This is a genomic window from Herbaspirillum sp. RV1423, assembly GCF_000577615.1.
Classification (GTDB): domain Bacteria; phylum Pseudomonadota; class Gammaproteobacteria; order Burkholderiales; family Burkholderiaceae_D; genus Herbaspirillum.
The window spans coordinates 242,917-260,941 of sequence record NZ_CBXX010000005.1 but is presented as its reverse complement, the minus strand read 5'-3'; the positions used below and the strand labels follow the sequence as shown (position 1 = coordinate 260,941).

19 protein-coding genes and 1 pseudogene are annotated in these 18,025 nt (G+C 64.5%); 9 read left to right on the top strand and 11 right to left on the bottom strand.

Features of this window, described 5'->3' with window-relative positions; translation table 11 throughout:
• The first annotated feature begins 19 nt into the window (after window positions 1-19).
• Window positions 20-547, top strand: a complete 528-nt coding sequence (locus tag RV1423_RS07765; RefSeq protein WP_051516553.1) for a hypothetical protein — start codon at window positions 20-22, stop codon at window positions 545-547.
• Window positions 548-616: 69 nt separating this feature from the next.
• Here RV1423_RS07765 and RV1423_RS07760 read toward each other — a convergent pair whose 3' ends face one another.
• Entirely contained in the window at window positions 617-823 is a 207-nt protein-coding gene (locus tag RV1423_RS07760) for a hypothetical protein (protein ID WP_034295061.1), read from the bottom strand.
• Between the two features lie 123 nt (window positions 824-946).
• Window positions 947-1,807, bottom strand: coding sequence for a LysR substrate-binding domain-containing protein (locus tag RV1423_RS07755; protein ID WP_034295059.1), 861 nt, complete (start codon window positions 1,805-1,807; stop codon window positions 947-949).
• 125 nt (window positions 1,808-1,932) lie between these two features.
• Between RV1423_RS07755 and phnD the strand changes: the two genes are divergently transcribed.
• From phnD to RV1423_RS07715, 8 genes and pseudogenes are all read left to right on the top strand, one after another.
• Window positions 1,933-2,805: a phosphonate ABC transporter substrate-binding protein gene (gene phnD, locus RV1423_RS07750; RefSeq protein WP_034295056.1), complete on the top strand. Its 873-nt coding sequence runs from the start codon at window positions 1,933-1,935 to the stop codon at window positions 2,803-2,805.
• Window positions 2,802-3,607, top strand: a pseudogene (phnC, locus tag RV1423_RS07745) (phosphonate ABC transporter ATP-binding protein). Before phnD ends, phnC begins: the two are co-directional and overlap by 4 nt.
• Window positions 3,604-4,455, top strand: a complete 852-nt coding sequence (gene phnE / locus RV1423_RS07740; RefSeq protein ID WP_051516552.1) for a phosphonate ABC transporter, permease protein PhnE — start codon at window positions 3,604-3,606, stop codon at window positions 4,453-4,455. The pseudogene phnC and the gene phnE overlap by 4 nt, the downstream one beginning before the upstream one ends.
• Before the next feature lie 20 nt (window positions 4,456-4,475).
• The gene (psrA, locus tag RV1423_RS07735) at window positions 4,476-5,564 is read left to right on the top strand and encodes an iron-containing alcohol dehydrogenase PsrA (protein WP_034295053.1); all 1,089 of its coding nucleotides are present in this window, start codon (window positions 4,476-4,478) and stop codon (window positions 5,562-5,564) included.
• Between the two features lie 25 nt (window positions 5,565-5,589).
• Window positions 5,590-6,417, top strand: a complete 828-nt coding sequence (phnX, locus tag RV1423_RS07730; protein ID WP_034295051.1) for a phosphonoacetaldehyde hydrolase — start codon at window positions 5,590-5,592, stop codon at window positions 6,415-6,417.
• Between the two features lie 76 nt (window positions 6,418-6,493).
• Window positions 6,494-7,219 carry a sulfite exporter TauE/SafE family protein gene (locus tag RV1423_RS07725; protein ID WP_034295049.1) on the top strand — a complete coding sequence of 242 codons (726 nt, stop codon included), beginning with the start codon at window positions 6,494-6,496 and terminating at the stop codon, window positions 7,217-7,219.
• Between the two features lie 116 nt (window positions 7,220-7,335).
• A complete protein-coding gene (locus RV1423_RS07720) occupies window positions 7,336-7,536 on the top strand; it encodes a hypothetical protein (RefSeq protein WP_034295047.1) in 201 nt (66 codons plus the stop codon).
• Between the two features lie 417 nt (window positions 7,537-7,953).
• On the top strand, window positions 7,954-8,643 hold the full coding sequence (locus tag RV1423_RS07715) for a DUF1120 domain-containing protein (protein WP_034295045.1): 690 nt from the start codon (window positions 7,954-7,956) through the stop codon (window positions 8,641-8,643).
• 40 nt (window positions 8,644-8,683) lie between these two features.
• On the opposite strand, the gene RV1423_RS07710 is transcribed toward RV1423_RS07715, so the two are convergent.
• Genes RV1423_RS07710 through cobJ form a run of 9 tightly spaced genes read right to left on the bottom strand, consistent with a single transcriptional unit; the run spans window position 8,684 to window position 18,012 of the window.
• Window positions 8,684-10,117, bottom strand: a complete 1,434-nt coding sequence (locus tag RV1423_RS07710; protein ID WP_197034902.1) for a cobyric acid synthase — start codon at window positions 10,115-10,117, stop codon at window positions 8,684-8,686.
• Between the two features lie 25 nt (window positions 10,118-10,142).
• Complete coding sequence (gene cobD / locus RV1423_RS07705; RefSeq protein ID WP_051516551.1) at window positions 10,143-11,177, bottom strand: threonine-phosphate decarboxylase CobD; 1,035 nt, start codon at window positions 11,175-11,177, stop codon at window positions 10,143-10,145.
• Window positions 11,170-12,129, bottom strand: a complete 960-nt coding sequence (cbiB, locus tag RV1423_RS07700; protein WP_034295041.1) for an adenosylcobinamide-phosphate synthase CbiB — start codon at window positions 12,127-12,129, stop codon at window positions 11,170-11,172. Before cbiB ends, cobD begins: the two co-directional genes overlap by 8 nt.
• A complete protein-coding gene (cobU, locus tag RV1423_RS07695; RefSeq protein WP_034295040.1) occupies window positions 12,123-12,707 on the bottom strand; it encodes a bifunctional adenosylcobinamide kinase/adenosylcobinamide-phosphate guanylyltransferase in 585 nt (194 codons plus the stop codon). The genes cbiB and cobU overlap by 7 nt, the downstream gene beginning before the upstream one ends.
• Window positions 12,704-13,360 carry a 5,6-dimethylbenzimidazole synthase gene (gene bluB, locus RV1423_RS07690; RefSeq protein WP_034295039.1) on the bottom strand — a complete coding sequence of 219 codons (657 nt, stop codon included), beginning with the start codon at window positions 13,358-13,360 and terminating at the stop codon, window positions 12,704-12,706. The genes cobU and bluB overlap by 4 nt, the downstream gene beginning before the upstream one ends.
• Entirely contained in the window at window positions 13,357-14,688 is a 1,332-nt protein-coding gene (locus tag RV1423_RS07685) for a cobyrinate a,c-diamide synthase (protein WP_034295036.1), read from the bottom strand. Before RV1423_RS07685 ends, bluB begins: the two co-directional genes overlap by 4 nt.
• 2 nt (window positions 14,689-14,690) lie before the next feature.
• Window positions 14,691-15,293, bottom strand: coding sequence for a cob(I)yrinic acid a,c-diamide adenosyltransferase (gene cobO, locus RV1423_RS07680; RefSeq protein ID WP_034295033.1), 603 nt, complete (start codon window positions 15,291-15,293; stop codon window positions 14,691-14,693).
• Between the two features lie 17 nt (window positions 15,294-15,310).
• Entirely contained in the window at window positions 15,311-16,456 is a 1,146-nt protein-coding gene (locus tag RV1423_RS07675; RefSeq protein ID WP_081768738.1) for a GTP-binding protein, read from the bottom strand.
• Window positions 16,453-18,012 (bottom strand): precorrin-3B C(17)-methyltransferase, encoded by a 1,560-nt coding sequence (cobJ, locus tag RV1423_RS07670; protein ID WP_034295030.1) that lies wholly within the window; start codon window positions 18,010-18,012, stop codon window positions 16,453-16,455. The genes RV1423_RS07675 and cobJ overlap by 4 nt, the downstream gene beginning before the upstream one ends.
• Window positions 18,013-18,025 lie beyond the last annotated feature (13 nt).

Here is an 18,025-nt window from a genome sequence, read left to right as displayed (position 1 = left end):
CCCGCACCGACTGCTTCTTATGCCAGATACCGTTCCCGACATTGCCGACATCCATGATGAAAATACCGATGAAAATACCGATGCGGCGTCCGCCATCCGGGAACCGCGCCTGTGGCGCGACGAAGGCTGGACCGCGCGCATCATCAAGAACGACGACGATGACGGCTGGGCGGTGGAAATGACGCGCGACGGCGAGCGCGAGCCAACGCTGATCGGACCGTGGACCATGGGGCGCGACAAGAAGAATCCCAAACCGATGGACAAAGCGGCCTTCAACACGCTGGTGAAAACGGCATCGGAATTCCGCCGCCGCAGCGAACAGCAACTGCACGCGCAATTGCACAAGCATGTCATGGTCGACGGCGCGGACGGCGGCATCAAGGTGACGCTGGACATCGTGCCTGACGACGATTTTCCCTATGCCGACCTGAAAGCCTGGGACGATGCCGGAGAACTGCTGGCAAAGGCGCAGGTTGCGCCCAATTTCAAGCTGAGCGCCGAGAGCGCCGCGCGCTGGGTGGAAAGCGGCTATCGCAAGCCGACCTGATCCAATCTTTTGCACCAATAAAAACGGCAGACGCGATGTCTGCCGTTCGATTTTTTATTGTCTGTCCGATCAGACCCGGTAAATCTTTTCTCCGGTCTGGACAATCTTGAATTTGGCGTCCGACAAGGGATCGAGAGCGCGTCCGTCGGCCAGCTTGTAAGTCTTCAGCCCCGGCGGCGCTGCCTTGTCGGCTTCTTCGATCGGCGTCTGGTATACCTCGACGTGATAGGCGCCTCCTGTCTTGCCTTTGGCGTCGAATTTTTCAACCAAATCCATATACATCTCCTCGTGGTGTTCAGTTGGTGGGAATTCAGCTCACTACCGGGGTTAAAGATAGCAGATTTAAACCGCTGTGCCAGCAATGCCGGCGGCTTTCTTTCTGGTGCCCTGCAACATTATTTACAGTGCGGCAACTTGCTGCAGGAAAGATGCCACCAGCCGGCTGTCCTTGCGGTCGGCCAGGCAGTAGAGATACGTGTGCGTACTGACCGGATCGCCGTCGATGCGCAACAGCTTGAGGCGCGGATCGGGCACGAACTCGGCCTCCGACACCGTACCCAGCCCGATGCCGCGCGCCACCGCCTCGCGCAAGGCTTCGCGGCTGCCGATCTCCATCACCACGCGCGGCATGACGTCGGCTTGCTTGAGCACCTTCTCCAGCGCCAGCCGGGTGGTCGATCCCTGCTCGCGCATCACCATCGGCTGGCCGTGCAAATCCTGCAGGCTGACCGAATCGCGTTTCGCGAACGGATGGTCGATATGGGCGAACACCACCACGGCGTGGTCAGCATACGGCACCGCGACAAAACGCGGATCGTCGTTGAAGCTGGCCAGCACGGCCACGTCGGTGACGTAATTTTCGAGATCGGCCATGGTTTCGGCCGAATTACCCATGCGGATCGACAGTTCGACATTGGGAAACTTGCGGCGATAGGCGTCGACCATTTCGATCACATGGAAAGGCCCGACCGCGCCGATCTTGAGGTGGCCGATGTTGAGCACGCCCGAGTTGTACAGCAGGTTGTAGGCGTCCAGTTCGAGTTCGGCGATCTTTTGCGCGATCGGCAACAGGCGCTGGCCGGTGTCGGTCAGGTCGAGACGGCGCCCGCGCCGGTAGAACAGTTCGACGTTGTGCTGGCGCTCCAGCGCCTGCACCTGCGAGGTCAGCGTCGGCTGGCTCACGCCGAGCGTACGCGCGGCGGCGCTAAAGCCGCGATTGCGGGCGACGGCCAGGAAGGCGCGCAGTTGCGAAGGCGTCATCTATAGATTCCATCAATAGGTAATCGTCAATCTCTCGATTATATCGATAACAAGCCGGTCACAATAGCTTCCTATCCTTACGGTCATGAACAACAGCCCGTCCGACCTCAACCGATAGGAGCATCATGAAACGTCTTGCCGCCCTTTTCCGCCCTCTTGCCCTGAGCCTGGGCCTGCTCGCCGCCGCCGCGTCCTTCGCCGCCCAGCCCCCGCAACTCACCGTCGGCCTGATCCCGGCCGAGGATTCGCAAGCCATGCTGGAAAACAGCAAGAAAGTCATCGACAGCCTGCAAGAACAGCTTGGCATGCCGGTCAAGCCTTTCATCGCCACCGACTACAACGGCATCATCGAAGCGCTGCGCTCGAAGAAGCTCGACGTCGCCTACCTCGGCCCGTTCTCCTATGTGCTGGCGACCTCGATCGCCAACGTCGAAGCCTTCTCCGTGGCCGAAACCAAGAAGACCGGCAAGAGTTCCTACAAGAGCCTGATCATCGTGCGCAAGGACAGCGGCATCGATACCGTCGCGCAGTTGAAGGGCCGCACCATGGCCTTCGTCGACCCGTCGTCGGCATCCGGCCACCTGTTCCCGACCGCCGGCCTGCAAAAGCAAGGCATCGAGCCGAACAAGTATTTCTCGCGCGTGATCTTCTCCGGGTCGCATGACGCCAGCATCCTCGCCGTCGCCAACAAAAAGGTCGACGCCGCCGCCGTGGCCGACCGCATCCTCGCCGCCGCCATCGCCAAGGGCGTGGTCAAGCAAAGCGACTTCAATATCGTCTGGACCTCGCCGGACATCCCGGAGTCGCCGATGGTGTGGCGCAAGGACCTCGATCCTGAACTGAAGAAGAAGATCGCCGCCGCCTTCGGCAGCATCAAGAACGTCGAATGGGGCGATCAGGGCGTGCTCAACGGCTTCGTGCCGACCAATGACGCCGCCTACAACGTCGTGCGCGATACCGCCAAGATCCTCAATCTCGACCTCAAGGCCATGAAATGATCCGCATCCGTTCGCTCACCAAGCAATACGGCAGCAATGCCGTGCTGCGCGGCATCGACCTCGATGTCGCTCCCGGGGAATTCCTGGTCGTGCTGGGACCGTCCGGCGCCGGCAAGTCGACCTTGCTGCGCTGTATCAACGGACTGGCGACGCCGACCTCCGGTGAACTGGTGGCGGCCGGATTCGACGCCACGGACATGCGCAACGTGCGCAAGCTGCGCCGACAAGTGGCGTCTTCCAGCATCACAATGTCGTGCCGCGCCTGTCGGTATTGAAGAACGTGCTGACCGGCCGGCTCGGCCAAACCTCGACGCTGAGTTCCATATTGCAGTTGTTCAGCCGCCAGGACATCGCGCTGGCGATGGATTGCCTGCGCCGCGTCGAGCTCGAGCACAAGGCCGGGCAACGCACCGATGCGCTCTCCGGCGGCCAGCGCCAGCGCGTCGGCATCGCCCGCGCCCTGGCGCAGCGTCCGCAGGTGATCCTGGCCGACGAACCGGTCGCCAGCCTCGATCCCAAGACTTCCCGCCTGGTGCTGCAATACCTGCGCGCAGCCTGCCGCGAACTCGGCATCACCGTGGTCTGCAACCTGCACCAGGTCGACTATGCGCGCGAGTTCGGCGACCGCATCGTCGGCCTGTCGGGCGGCAAGCTGGTGTTCGACGGCCGCGGCGATGAATTGCGCGATTCGCATCTCAACCTGATCTATGCCGGCCTGGATCAGGTCAGGGCGCAGGACGATGATTCCCGGATGTCGCGGCAACCCGCCGCCGACATGGCGCTGGAAGGAGCCTTGTCATGAACGTCCCGATGCAGCCCGGCGCGGACCGCGCCAGCTATCACGACTATGTCTGGACCGGTGCCCGTCCGCTGACCCTGCGCGCCTGGCTGCTGTGCATCGCCGCGGTCGCCGCAGCCGCCTTCGTACTGGCCTGGAGCGCGCAAGGCACGCAACTGAGCTGGAGCGAGCTGGCCGACGGCCTGCCGCAGATCGCCGATTTCCTGAGCCGTTCCTTCCCGCCCAACTGGAGCATCCTCGGCAACCTGCTCGGTCCCGCCATCGAAACCATCCAGATCGCCATCTGGGGCACGCTGCTGGGCGTGATCGGCGCAATTCCCGTGTCGTTCCTGGCGGCGCGCAACCTCAACCGCAACCGCGTGGTGTATCAGTCGGTGCGTCAGTTGCTCAATGTCACGCGCAGCATCAATGAGCTGATCCTGGCGCTGGTGTTTGTCTCCGCAGTCGGCCTCGGTCCTTTTCCCGGCGTGCTGGCGCTGGCGTTGCATGGCGTCGGCATGGTCGGAAAATTTTTCGCCGAAAGCATCGAGGAAATCGACGACGGCCCGCTCGAAGCGCTGCGCGCCACCGGCGCCCGTCCGCTGCAGGTGATCGTCTTCGGCGTCTTGCCGCAAGTCGTTACGGCCTGGATCGCCACCGTGCTGTACCGTTTTGAAGTCAACCTGCGCCAGGCCACCGTGCTCGGCATGGTCGGCGCCGGCGGCCTCGGTTTCGAACTGGTCAACAGCCTCAAGCTGTTCAAGTACCAGGACACCGCCACCTGCATCGTCGTCGTCACGCTGATGGTGGTAGCCGCCGACACGCTCTCCAGCCGCTTGCGCCGGATGATCCAGGACGGCCGCAGCAACTAACATTTTTAGCAAAGAAATCCATGTGGAATTATCACAACCCGGTCGCCATCCAGGCCGGCAGCGGCAGCCTGGCGCAATTGCCGACGCTGCTCGACGGCAGGCGCGCCCTGCTGATCACCTTCCCCCAGGCCGCCGCGCTCGGGCTGGAAGCGCGCATCGCGCAACTGCTCGGCCCGCAACTGGCCGGCATCGAAAACGCCGTGCAGCCGAACCCCGACGTCAGTTGGCTGGCGCCCATGTATGAACGCGTCTGGCGCCGACATGCCGACATCGAATGCATCGTCGCCTTCGGCGGCGGCAGCGTGATCGACTGCGCCAAGGCCATGCTGACGCGAACGCCTTCCGGCAACTTCGACGCATTGCTGGCGCATCTGCGCGACGGCGCGCCCTTGTCCGGACGGGACGCGAAGACGCTGATCGCCATCCCGACCACCGCCGGCACCGGCAGCGAAGTCACGCCCTGGGCCACCATCTGGGACGCCGCCGCCGGCAGCAAGTATTCGCTGCACCAGACCTGGACCTGGCCGCATGCCGCCGTCGTCGACGCGCAACTGATGCTGAGCCTGCCGCACGACATCACACTGGCCAGCGGCCTCGACGCGCTCTCGCATGCGCTGGAATCGATCTGGAATGTCAACCGCAATCCGGTCTCGGCCAGTCTCGCCGCAGCCGCGGCGCGCAGCGTCGTCGAGACGCTGCCGGAACTGCTGCGGCGTCCGGGCGACCTGGCCTTGCGCGAACGCATGGCCAGCGCCGCGCTGCAGGCCGGGCTGGCGTTTTCCAACACCAAGACCGCGCTGGCGCATTCGCTGTCCTACGACATCACGCTGCATCACGGCGTGGCGCACGGCATCGCCTGCTCGTTCTCGCTGCCGCATGTCATGGCGCTGGCGTTCGGCAGCGACGCCGCCGTCGACGCCCTGCTGCTGGACATCTTCGGCGCCGTCGACGAACAGGAAGCCATCGACAACCTGTCCGGCTTCCTCGAACGCCTCGGCGTCAGCACCGATCCCGCGCACTACGGCATCGCCGAGGCCTGGGACACGCTGGTGCAGCGCGCCCTGCAAGGGCCGCGCGGGCGCAATTTCATTGCCGCAATCCACTCCTGACTTTCTGACCCGTAAAGGAATCTCCATGACACGCCCACTTCATGCCCCCATCGACCTGGAAGCCGTGATCTTCGACTGGGCCGGCACGCTGGTCGATTTCGGCTCGCTGGCGCCGACCCAGATCTTCGTCGACGCCTTCAAGAGTTTCGACATGCACATCACGCTCAAGCAGGCGCGCGGCCCCATGGGACTGTCCAAGTGGCAGCACATCCGCACCCTGCTCGATAATCCCGACGTCGCGCGCCAGTGGCAGGAACGCCACGGCCATGCGCCGGCCGATGCCGACGTCGACGCCATCTATGCCCGCTTCATGCCGATGCAGATCGCCAAGGTCGGCGCATACTCGCAAGCCATCGCCGGCGCGGCCGAGACGCTCGCCTGGCTGCGCGCCAAGGGCCTGAAGATCGGCTCCTGCTCCGGCTATCCGCGCCAGGTGCTGGACGTGCTGCTGCCGCTGGCCGCCGCCGAAGGCATCGCGCCCGACCACGTCGTCGCCGGCGACGAACTGGCCACAGGCGGCCGCCCCGGCCCTTACATGGCGCTGGCCAACATGCTGGCGCTGAAGATCGGCGACGTTGCCGCCTGCATCAAGGTGGACGACACCATCCCCGGCATCGAGGAAGGCATCCATGCCGGCATGTGGACCGTCGGCGTATCGCTGTCCGGCAACGAGGTCGGCTGCACCGGCGCCGAACTGGCGCAACTGACGCCGGAACAGGTCAAGGCGCTCAAGGCGCTGGCGGAAATGCGCCTGCGCGAAGCCGGCGCACATTACGTCATCGATTCGGTCGCCGACTTGCCGGCGGTGGCTGAAAAAATCGCCGGCCGCCTCAAAGCCGGCGAACGTCCCTGACGCCGGTGGGCGTAGCCACTGGGAGCGGCGTACAATAACGCCGCTTGATCCGATAAAAACATAACCAGAACACCCAGTGGCAGCTTACATTTTCGTCTTGCTCGTCGGACTCGTCGCCGGCATGGTCAGCGGCGTCATCGGCACCGGCTCCTCCATCATGCTGCTGCCGGTGCTGGTCTTCAACTTCGGCCCGAAACAGGCGGTGCCCATCATGGCGGTGGCTGCCGTGATGGCCAACCTGGCGCGCGTGCTGGCCTGGTGGCGCGTGGTCGACTGGCGCGCCTTCCTGGCCTATGCGATCACCGGCGTGCCTGCCGCGGCACTGGGCGCGCGCACCCTGCTCCAGTTGCCGGCGCATTTCATCGACATCAGCCTGGGATTATTCTTCCTCGCCATGATCCCGTTCCGGTATTGGCTCAAAAAGCGCAATTTCACCGTCCGGCTGTGGCAGTTGTCGCTGGCCGGCGCCGTCATCGGCTTCCTGACCGGCATCGTGCTGTCGACCGGGCCGCTGAGCGTACCGGTATTCAGCGCTTACGGCCTCAGCAGAGGCGCCTTCCTCTCCACCGAAGCGGCCAGTTCGCTGGTGCTGTACGTGAGCAAGGTGCTGACCTTCCGCGAACTCGGCGCGATGCCGCTGTCGGTGTTCCTGCAAGGGCTGCTGGTGGGCGGCTCCCTGATGGCCGGCACCTTCGTCGGCAAGGTCTTCGTCATGAAGATGAGCGAAGCCAATTTCCAGCACCTGCTCAATCTGCTCCTGCTGGTGTCGGGTTTGTCCCTGCTGTGGGCGGCGGCGTATTGACCACTGACCTATTGACCGGCGGATCCACAACATCGGGCGCAATTCCTCGCTTTGCCTTATCCTTGCCGGACCATCCGGTTAACACCTCACCGTAGTCAAGAAACAAGGAAATCATCATGCCCAAAAAAGAAGAGAAACTGGATCCGGAAACCGAAGCACTGATCAAATGGTGCACCGAGGTCGAAAAGTTCCTCGTCAAAGGCGGCGCAACGCTGGCCCAGGCGCAGGAACATATCGAAGAAGAGGTGGAATGGTTTACCGATCTGTTCTATGACGGCCTGACGCCGGAAGAAGCCGCCAAGGAAGCGCTGAACTGACTCCGGTTCATATCATTTCCCAGCCGTAGCCCGAATGCCGTTCAGTCAAGTTTAAAAAGCTCCTTGCTGAATTATCAGTCCACCACCACCGTCGTCCTGACGAAAGTCAGGACCCAGCGTCGCATTGGACGTCTGCAAAACACCGGGCGCCAGCGTTCGCCAGGACGGCGGCCGTGGAAATGGCACTACAGCGGTAGCCCCTATTTCCCCTCTTCATCGCCCTTTCCCTCCCTTCCGACACCTCGCCGAAGGAAACCGGTTTTGCGCGACACCCCCTCGCAACAACTCGTTTTTTGAGAGTTTTCTCATATAAATGAGAGTTAAGAATCGTCAGAATGGCATCACTGCTTAAGCACAAACACAGAGCGCTGAGGCACAAGACTTCTTATCCATTCTTAACTTTTCGAGGAAACGATCATGAACAAACAAGTCGCCCAGCTCTCCGCCCTGGCTGCTTCCCTGCTGGTGTCTTTCGCCGCCCACGCCGCCGACACCGCCGAACTCAAGGTCAAGGGCGTCATCCGTCCTTCGGCCTGCACCCCAAGCTTCACCGGCACCAACGTCGTCGATTACGGCACCATCTCCGCCGCCAAAGACCTCAACCCGTCGAGCGCCACCGTCCTGAGCGAGAAGACCGTTCCCCTGACCATCACTTGCGATGCCGATACCAAAGTTGCCGTGCATGCAATCGATAACCGCGCAACCTCGGTCGTCGCCGGCATCGCCGCGAACATCGGCGCCGGTGTGACCGATGCCCAGGCTTTCGGCCTGGGTACGGTCGCAGGCACCAGGATCGGCGCCTATGCCTTGCGTCTGATTCCCGGCTCCGTCAACGCCACCGCCGCCAGCGGTACGGCTTCCACTCCTGACGTGCTGGCTGACGCCACCAACAGCAACGCCTGGATCAAGTCCGCTGCCGGACGTTTCAATGCCGACGGTACTGCCCGCCAGTCGTTCACGACAGCCGGCACTTCGACACCTGTCGGTTACAAGACCATCACCGGCTCCATCGGCGTCCAGGCTGTCATCGACAAGAGCGCCAACCTGCCGCTGACCCAGAGCATCGACCTCGACGGTCTGGCAACCATTGAAGTGCAGTACCTGTAAATTTCTTTGACCTCCCGGTAGTCCCTTCAGCCTGTCTCGTTCAAGAGACAGGCTTTTTTTCGCACAATGCCTCGAACAACGGCGAGACGGCATCCGCGATCCGCTCCAGGCTTTGTTCGCGCAATTGGTTGAGATCGACGGCATCGACGCCGTCCAGTCCCGCCCATTTCAACAATGCGGCAAACGCCTGCGGCGTGTCGAACATGCCATGCAGATAACTGCCGAGGATCTGATCGTCCGCCGATCGCGCGCCTTCCGGGCTGCCGCCGATCACGAATGCGGGACGCTGCAACGCCGCGCCGTCGGACACGCCCATATGGATCTCATAGCCGCTGACCGCCGCTGCGCCGTCGCCGAAAGCGCAATGCCCCGCGACTTGCAGCAATTGCTTGCGTTGTGTCAGTTCCGTGCTCATGTCCAGCAGGCCGAGTCCCGCCATGCCGCCAGGCGCGCCTTCCACGCCGTGCGGATCGTCGACGCTGGCGCCCAGCATCTGGAAGCCGCCGCAAATGCCGATGAGCTTGCCGCCATAGCGCAAATGCCTGCGGATGGCCTCGGGCCAGCCTTGCTGCTTGAGCCAGGCAAGGTCGTTGCGGGTGTTTTTACTGCCCGGCAAAACAATCAGGTCGGCCGCCGGAATCGGCTGGCCCGGGCCGACGAAGCGCAAGTCGACATCCGGATGTGCGCGCAACGCGTCGAAATCGGTATGGTTGCTGATGCGCGGCAACACCGGCACGATCACGCGAAACCTGCCCTTGGCGCTCTGGCTCGACGCGACGGCGTCTTCGGCGTCCAGGTGCAGGCCGTGCAGATACGGCAGCACCGCCAGCACCGGTTTGCCGGTGCGCTCTTCCAGCCAGTCCAGTCCCGGTTGCAACAGGCTGATGTCGCCGCGAAAGCGATTGATCACGAAGCCGATCACGCGTTTCCGCTCGCTCGCGGAGAGGCAGTCCAGCGTACCGATCAGATGCGCGAACACGCCGCCGCGGTCGATGTCCGCCACCAAGACCACCGGACAATCGACCGCTTCGGCGAAGCCCATGTTGGCAATGTCGCGCGCGCGCAGGTTGATCTCGGCCGGGCTGCCGGCGCCTTCCACCAGCACCACGCCGTATTGCGCGCGCAGGCGATGGTAAGACGCCAGCACCGCTTCCATGGCGCTGGTCTTGTAGCGGTGGTAATCGCGCGCGTTCATGTCGGCGCGCACCTTGCCGTGCACGATCACCTGCGCGCCGGTGTCGCTGGACGGTTTCAGCAGCACCGGGTTCATGTCGGTGTGCGGGGCGATGCCGGCGGCCTGCGCCTGCAAGGCTTGCGCGCGGCCGATTTCGCCGCCGTCGCCGGTGACCGCGCTGTTCAGGGCCATGTTCTGCGGCTTGAACGGCGCCACCTTGATCCCTTGCCGGTGCAGCAGGCGGCACAGCGCGGCGACCACGGTGCTTTTACCGGCGTCGGAGGTCGTGCCCTGCACCATCAATGTGTGGAACGGAAACTCGCGATCAGCCACGCGACACCTTTTCCCTCGCCATGCCCGACATCTCGAACCAGCCGAGCAAGGCTGCGCGCAGGTCGCGCCAGCCTTGCTCGTTCGGCGGCAGACCGATGCGGATGCCGCCGGCGCCGCGCATGAACAGCCGCACCCAGATGCCCTGCTGCGCCATCCAGCTATGAAAGGCCGCCGCCGCCGGCTGCGGCCACCATTGATAGAGCGCGCTGCCGCTGGAGCGGATGCCGCATTCGGCCAGCAGGGATTGCAGCCGCTCGCCTTCGTCCAGCAACCGCGCGCGCATGGCCCGCTGCCAGGTAATGTCGGTCAGCGCCGCCATGCCGATCTGTTGCGCAGGGCCGCTGACCGACCAGGGACCGAGCCAGTCGCGCAAAGCGTGCAGGATGGTCTCGTGGGCGGCGACAAATCCCAGCCGCAGGCCTGCCAGACCGAAGAACTTGCCGACCGAGCGCAGCACGATCAGGCCGGGATGTTTGCCGGCATGGGCGGCGACGCTTAGCGCCGGCACGGTGTCGCCGAACGCCTCATCGACCACCAGCCAGCCGCCGCGTTCCGCCAGATGCCGCGCCCAGGCGAGCAAGGTATCGGGTTCGACGCTGGCGCCGGTCGGGTTGTTGGGATTGCAGATCACCATGACGTCGCAAGCCCCCACCGCCGCCGGCAAATCCGCATAGGCAATCTCGCGCACGGCATGCCCTGCCCGCGTCCAGCGATGCGCGTGTTCGGCATAGGCGGGCGCTGCGACGGCCACGCGCGACACGCCGGCGTCGCCCAGGCGCAATTGCGGCAAGGCCTGGATCGCCGCCTGCGTGCCGGATACCGGCAGCATGGTGGACGCGCCGTAGTAGTCGCAAGCGGCGGCGACCAGTTCCGCGCTCGGTTCCGGCAGCCGGTGCCAGGCATCGGCGCGCAGGACCGGCGCGGGATAAGGATGCGGATTGATGCCGGTCGACAAGTCCAGCCAGTCGGCGCGCGCAATGCCGTAACGGATCACGGCGTCGTTGAGGTTGCCGCCGTGTTCAAGCATACAAGCCTCCGAACGCGGCAATGCAGGACGCCAGCAGCATCACGGTCAGCCACAGCATGACGCTGCGCGACACCAGTTTCCAGGCGCGTGCGATGTCGCCGGCGACGGCGTCGCGGCCGATGCCGAGCGACGGGCGTTGTTCAACCGCGCCGTCGTAGATCGCCGCGCCGCCCAAGGTCAGGCCGAGCGCTCCGGCGCCCGCCGACATCACCGGACCGGCGTTGGGACTGCTCCATGCCGGCGCCTGCGTTCGCCAGCAAGCGCGCGCCTGGCGCCAGTCGCCGAGCAAGGCGTAAGACCAGGCCGTCAGGCGCGCAGGCATCCAGTTGAGCGCGTCGTCGATGCGCGCCGCCGCGCAGCCGAACGCCAGGAAACGCGGCGTGCGGTAACCCCACATGGCATCCAGCGTGTTGGACAGGCGAAACAGCAGTGCGCCCGGGCCGCCCGCCACAGCGAACCAGAACAAGGTGCCGAACACGGCGTCGTTGCCGTTTTCCAGCAGTGATTCGACGGCGGCCTTGGCCAGATCGGTTTCCTGCGAGGCGCCGGTGTCGCGGCTGACGATGCGTCCCGTCAGTCGACGCGCAGCCGCCAGGTCGCCCGATTGCAGGGCGCGCGCAATCGGCATCGCGTGGTCATGCAAACTGCGCAGGCCGAGGCAGAAATACAGCAGCAACACATGCCAGGCAGCCGCCAGCCAGAGCGATCGCTGCGCCAGCAGCAGCGTGATCCAGCACGACAGCGCTGCCGGCGGCAGCACCGCCAATGTCCATGCCAGCGCGCCGCGCCCGTAGCTGCCCCGGGAACGGTTGAAAATACGCTCAAGCAGATTCGCATAACGGCCGAAACCGACCAGCGGATGCCAGCGCGGCGTTTCGCCGAGCAGCCGGTCGATTGCCACCCCCGCCGTCATCAGCAAGGCCAGCAGCGCCAGATCGATGCCGCTCAGCATGCGCGTCCTTTCAGCTCCAGCGGCAAACCGGCGGCGACGAACTGCACGCGTTCGCAGATCGCCGCGACCGCCTGGTTGAGGCGTCCGGCCTCATCGACGAACCAGCGCGAGACCGCGCCTTGCGGCACGATGCCCATGCCGACTTCATTGGACACCAGCACTACCTCGCCTTCGACTTGCGCCAGGACTTGCAGCAGGCGCGCGCGCTCCACGGCAAAGCGCGGCGGCGGCTCTACCTCGCCGACCTCGGGGTAGTCCCGGTTTTCCGAAAACAGCAGGTTCGACAGCCACACCGTCAGGCAATCAACCAGCACCACATTGCCGGACGTGCTGCAGCGGGCGATGGCGTCGCCCAGCGCGAGCTGCTCTTCCACGGTTTCCCAATCGGCATGGTGCGCGCCGCGCTGCCGCCGGTGCGCGGCAATGCGCGCCGCCATCTCGTCGTCGCCGATTGCGGCCGTGGCGATATACGTCACCGGCTTGCCGGCGGCGGCGGCCAATCGTTCCGCCTGGGCGCTCTTGCCCGAACGCGCGCCGCCGAATATCAAAGTGCGCTGATTCAAAATACCCTCGCTCATTCCTTGTTTTCCTTGTTGCCCCATAGGTCGCTGTACACCAGATCGTCCAGCGATTGCCGCGCCGCCCAGCCTTCCTGCTCCAGCATGGGACGCGCATAAAATTCCCTGACATGGCCCAGGCAGATCACCGCCACCGGCCGCGCGCCCGCCGGCATCGCCAGCAAGGCCGCCAGCTTGTCCGCGTCGAACAGCGACACCCAGCCCATGCCGATGCCTTCGGCGCGCGCCGCCAGCCACATGTTCTGGATCGCGCAGGCGACCGAGGCCAGATCCATCTCCGGCAAGGTGCGGCGGCCGAACACATGACGCTCGCGGCCATCCATCAGCGCAGCCACCAGTACTTCGCCGCATTCGCGGATGCCTTCGACCTTGAGTCGCATGAATTCGTCTTCGCGCTCGTTCAATGCCTGCGCGGTCAGGATGCGTTCCTGTTCCACCAGCGCATGAATGGCGTTGCGCCTGTCCCTCTCCGCAATGCGGATGAAACGCCAGGGCTGCATGAAGCCGACGCTGGGACCGAGGTGCGCCGCCTGCAGCAGGCGGCGCAGCAACGCGGGATCAATCGTGTCCGGGAGGAAATGACGGATGTCGCGCCGCTCCGCGATGACGCGGTAGACGGCGTCGATGTCCGGCTGGCTGTAACGATGACTCATACCGCCTCCGTCTGCGGCAGGAACAGGGCCGCCGCCGCTTGCGGCGACGATGCGAAATAGGCATGCAGATAGGTCGCCGTGACGCCTTGCGCACGATACACGCGTTCGCCGTCGGACGTATCGTAGAGGCGCTCGCCGATAAAGGCCGCCGCCATCGCCGTGACCGTCGTCGAATAATGGAAGGTATGGCAGCGCAGCTTGCCCTGCGGCATGGCGACGGTCTGGTAACCCAGCCCCTGCAGGCGCCGCTGCATGACTGCCTGCCCGGACAGAATGCCGAGCAGGCGCGCGCGTTTGCCGTCCTTGTCGGTCAGGCTGTCGAGCAGGTACAGCAAGCCGCCGCACTCCGCATACAGCGGCTTGCCGGCGGCGCAATGGTCGCGCAACGATTGCCCCATGGCAACATTGCCCTCCAGTTCCTGCAGATGCAATTCGGGATAGCCGCCCGGCAAATACACGCTATCGGCCGGCGGCAGCGCCGCATCGTGCAACGGTGAAAAAAATGCCAGTTCCGCGCCGAGCCGCCGCAGCAAATCGAGATTGCCTGGATAGATGAAGGAAAACGCCCGGTCACGCGCAACGGCAATGCGCCGGCCTTGCAGCAGCGCCGCCAACGGCGTCGCATCCTGTCCCGGCGCGGCAAACGCCACCGGCGCCGGCATGCGCGCCAGTTCGGTGACGCCGATGGCCGCCGCGGCCGCATTGATGCGCTGGTCGAGGTCGGCGACTTCCGCCGCCGGCACCAATCCGAGATGGCGCTCCGGCAACGCGAACTGCAGGTCGCGTGGTATCCCGCCCAGGTAGTCGACGCCGTGCGGCATGCCCTGGCGCAGCATCTCTTCGTGGCGCGTGCTGGCGACACCGTTGGCCAGCACGCCGATCAGAGGAAAGCCAGGACGGTAATGCGCCAGCCCGTAGCCGATCGCTCCCAGCGTCTGCGCGACGCCCGCAACATTGACCACGGCGGCGGCCGGCAGCTTCAGCAATTCGGCCAGATCGGCGCTGCACGGCTCGCCGTCGAACAGGCCCATCACGCCTTCCACCAGGATCAGGTCGGCCTGTTGCGCGGCTTCGTGCAACAGGCGACGGCATTCCGCCACGCCCATCATCCACAGATCGAGCTGATACACCGGATTGCCGCTGGCGCGCTCGAGGACAGTCGGATCGAGGAAATCCGGCCCGGTCTTGAACACCCTCACCTTGCTGCCCTGCGAGCGATGCCAGCGCGCGAGCGCCGCCGTCACGGTGGTTTTGCCGTGATGGGAGCCGGGCGCGGTAATGAACAGCGCCGGGCAATGCGCCGACGGGCCGGACGATGCGGTCTGCATGATCAGAACTCCACGCCCTTTTGCGCCTTGATGCCCTGCTCCTTGTAAGGATGCTTGAGCGGGCGCATTTCGCTGACCAGGTCGGCCTGGTCGATCAGCGCATCGGGCGCGTGACGGCCGGTGACGACGATATGCAGCATCTCGCGGCGCGCGGCAAAGACGTCCAGCACCTCCTGCAAATCGAGGTACTGGTATTTGAGGACGATGTTCATCTCGTCGAGGATCACCATGTCGTAGGACGGATCGCGGATCATGCGCACCGCTTCGGTCCAGCCGCGAGCGGCGGTCTGCATGTCGGCATCGCGGTCTTGCGTGTCCCAGGTGTAGCCGGCGCCAACCACATGGAAATCGCAATTAGCATGGCCGCCGAGGAAATCGCGCTCGGCGCTGTACAAGGCGCCCTTGATGAACTGCACCACGCCCAGCTTCATGCCGTGGCCGAGGATGCGCATGCCCATGCCGAAAGCGGCGCTGGACTTGCCCTTGCCGGTGCCGGTGTTGACGATCAGCAAGCCTTTTTCCTTTTGCGCGGCGGCTTTCTTTTTTTCGAAGCCTTCCTTGTGGCGCTGGGTCATGCGCTTGTGCGATTCGGGGTCGGTTTTCATGGCTGTTCTTTCTGTCTCTACTTCCAGTGTGTACCAGTCAGCGCGGAAAGCAAGGCTGCCACCTTGCTGCGGCTCGGGTGATAGCCGATGAAGACCAGTTCCGACTTGTCGGTTTCCCTGTTCTCACTGGCAGAGTCGGCCGCATCTGCATTAATCGTCACGCGCGTGCGCACGCCCTGCACCAGTTGCGCGCGCTTGCCGTCCAGCGTGCGCACGAAGCCCTTGGTGCGCAGGATAGGCTCGCTCCTTGCCGCCTCGGCGATGGCCTGCTTCAATTTTTCCGCCGGTTGCGGCGAGTGACTGCGCAGCGTGAACGACAGCCAGCCCGGGTCTTGTTCGTGGAAATGCTTGTGCGTCGCCAGCCCGTGGCTGTGCGCGCCGAGACCCGAATGCGAATGGCCGTTGAGACGTCCCTGGTCGGTCAGCACGCTGGCATCCGCGCCGGGCATGCGCACATGCGTGTAGGTGTTTTGCCCCGTGTGCTGGTGCGCCTGCAAGGTCGGCTGATGCAGCCGCAGGCCGAGCGCCAGCCGGATGTCGAGTTGCGCCTTGCCGGCCAGTTCCAGGAAACGCACATTCGGCGCACACGCGCGCACGCGCTGCTCTGCATCCAGCAATTGCGCTTCATCCAGCGCGTCGATCTTGTTGAGCACGACGACGTCGGCATATTCAAGCTGGCGCCCGAAGATGTCCGCGACTGCCATATCGGCTCCGCGCTCCGCGTTGCCTTGTGTAAAACGGTTGTCCAGCAGCAAGGGCGTATCGACCACCGCCAGCGTGGCATCGAGGATGAAATGCGCGGCCAGTTCCGGCGTTTGCAAGCTTTCCATGACGGCCGTCGGCAAAGCCAGTCCCGAGGTTTCGATCAGTACATGATCGATCTGCGCACGACGCGCCGCCAGCGCCAGCATGGTCGGCACAAACCGCTCGTCTCCACCGTAGGCGATCAGGCCGTAAGAAAAGTCGTGGATGCGCACCTGTTCCAGGTCGTCCGCGCTGGCGCGCATCAGGTCGCCGTCGATCGTCGCCTCGCCGAACTCATTGATCAGCAGGGCGAGCCGGCGCGTCTGGCGGCGCTGCACCAGGCTGCGCAGCAAGGTCGTCTTGCCGGCGCCGAGGAAGCCGGTGACAACCGTGACGGGAATGCGCTGCGACTGCATCATGCCTGCTTGCTTTGCGGCAGCCAGCGCTGCACCTGCGCGCAAGCATCGTCCAGATTATCCGTCTGCACCGGATAAGCCAGCGCCGGACGGCGCACCGTCAGCAGCGCAATGCCCAGCGCCCTGGCCGCCTCCGCCTTGGCGCGATAACCGCCGGCGTCGCCGGAATCCTTGGTGACGACGCAATCGATGTTCCAGTCGCTCCACAAGGCCTGGTTGAACGCCTGCGAAAACGGTCCCTGCATCGCGCAGATGCGGCTGCGCGGAATACCGAGATCGATGGCGCGCTGGATGAATTCCGGCTCGGCGGTCACGCGCACGAACCATTGCTTCCTGTCCGCGCCCGGCGCCTGCAAAAAGGCGGCGATGTCCTTGGAACCGGTGGCGAGGAAGATGCGTTCGCTGCTGGCGATTGCCCGTTCCGCGGCCTGTTCCATCGACTCGCACACCTGCGCGTCGCTGTCGGCGATGCCGCTCGGGCGCTCATAGCGCAGATATGGAATGCCGAGGCTGTGCGACAGGCCCATCAGTTGCTGCGACATCAGCGTGGCGTAAGGATGCGTGGCGTCGACCAGCACGCGCGCCTCGTGCCGCAGCAAGGCCTGCTTGCGCGCTTCGACGCCCTGGCGCCCGGCCCAGACCGCGACGTCGGGACAATCCTGCAAGGCCAGCTCGCCGCCGTATTCGGTCGCGGTCGACACCACCACCCGATGGCCTTGCTGCGCAAGTTGCCGCGCCAGCGCGTTGCCGTCGCCGGTGCCGGCGAACACCCATACCGCCTGCGACGGCAAGGCGGGTTCTTCCGTTGCGGCTTTCGATTCGTCGCGCCAGTCGTTATAGCCGCGCGGCGTGAAGATGTAGCCGCGCTTGCGCCGGGTAAAACGGTTGCCGATGACGATGCTGGTCAGCATGTCGAACTGCAATGACGGCAATTCGTCGAGGCGATGGATGCTGACTTGCTGGCCGGGGCGATAAGCATTCCTGACCACGCCGCACAGGGTATGCGGCGCCTTCGATTCCAGCATCAGCTTGAGGATGCGATAGACGCCTTCCTGGCGACCGGCGCTTTGCACGTTGTACAGCACGCAGGCGAGATCGGCTTGCGCGATGTGGCGCGCGCGGTTCTCTATCCACTCCCACGGACACAGCAGGTTCGACAGGCTCAGCGTGGCGAAGTCGTGCGACAGCGGCGAACCCAGCAGCGATGCGCAGGCGTTGGCCGATGTCACGCCGGGGATGACGTTGACTTCATAGTCGTCATCCTCGCGCATTTCGTCGAAGGCCAGCGCCGCCATCGCGTAGATGCCGATGTCGCCGCTCGAAATCAGCGCCACCTTCGCGCCGTCGCGCGCCTTCTCGATCGCCAGCAGGGCGCGTTCGCGCTCCTGCGTCAGCGGCGGCGTATGGATCTGCTTGCCTTCGATGTGCGGCGCGATCCAGCGCAGGTACAACTCGTAAGCCACGATCACGTCGCTGTCGCGCACCGCGGCCACGGCGCGCGGCACGATCAGGTCTTCAAAGCCGGGGCCGACCGAGACCAGGTTCAATACGCCACTCATTGCATCGCTTTCT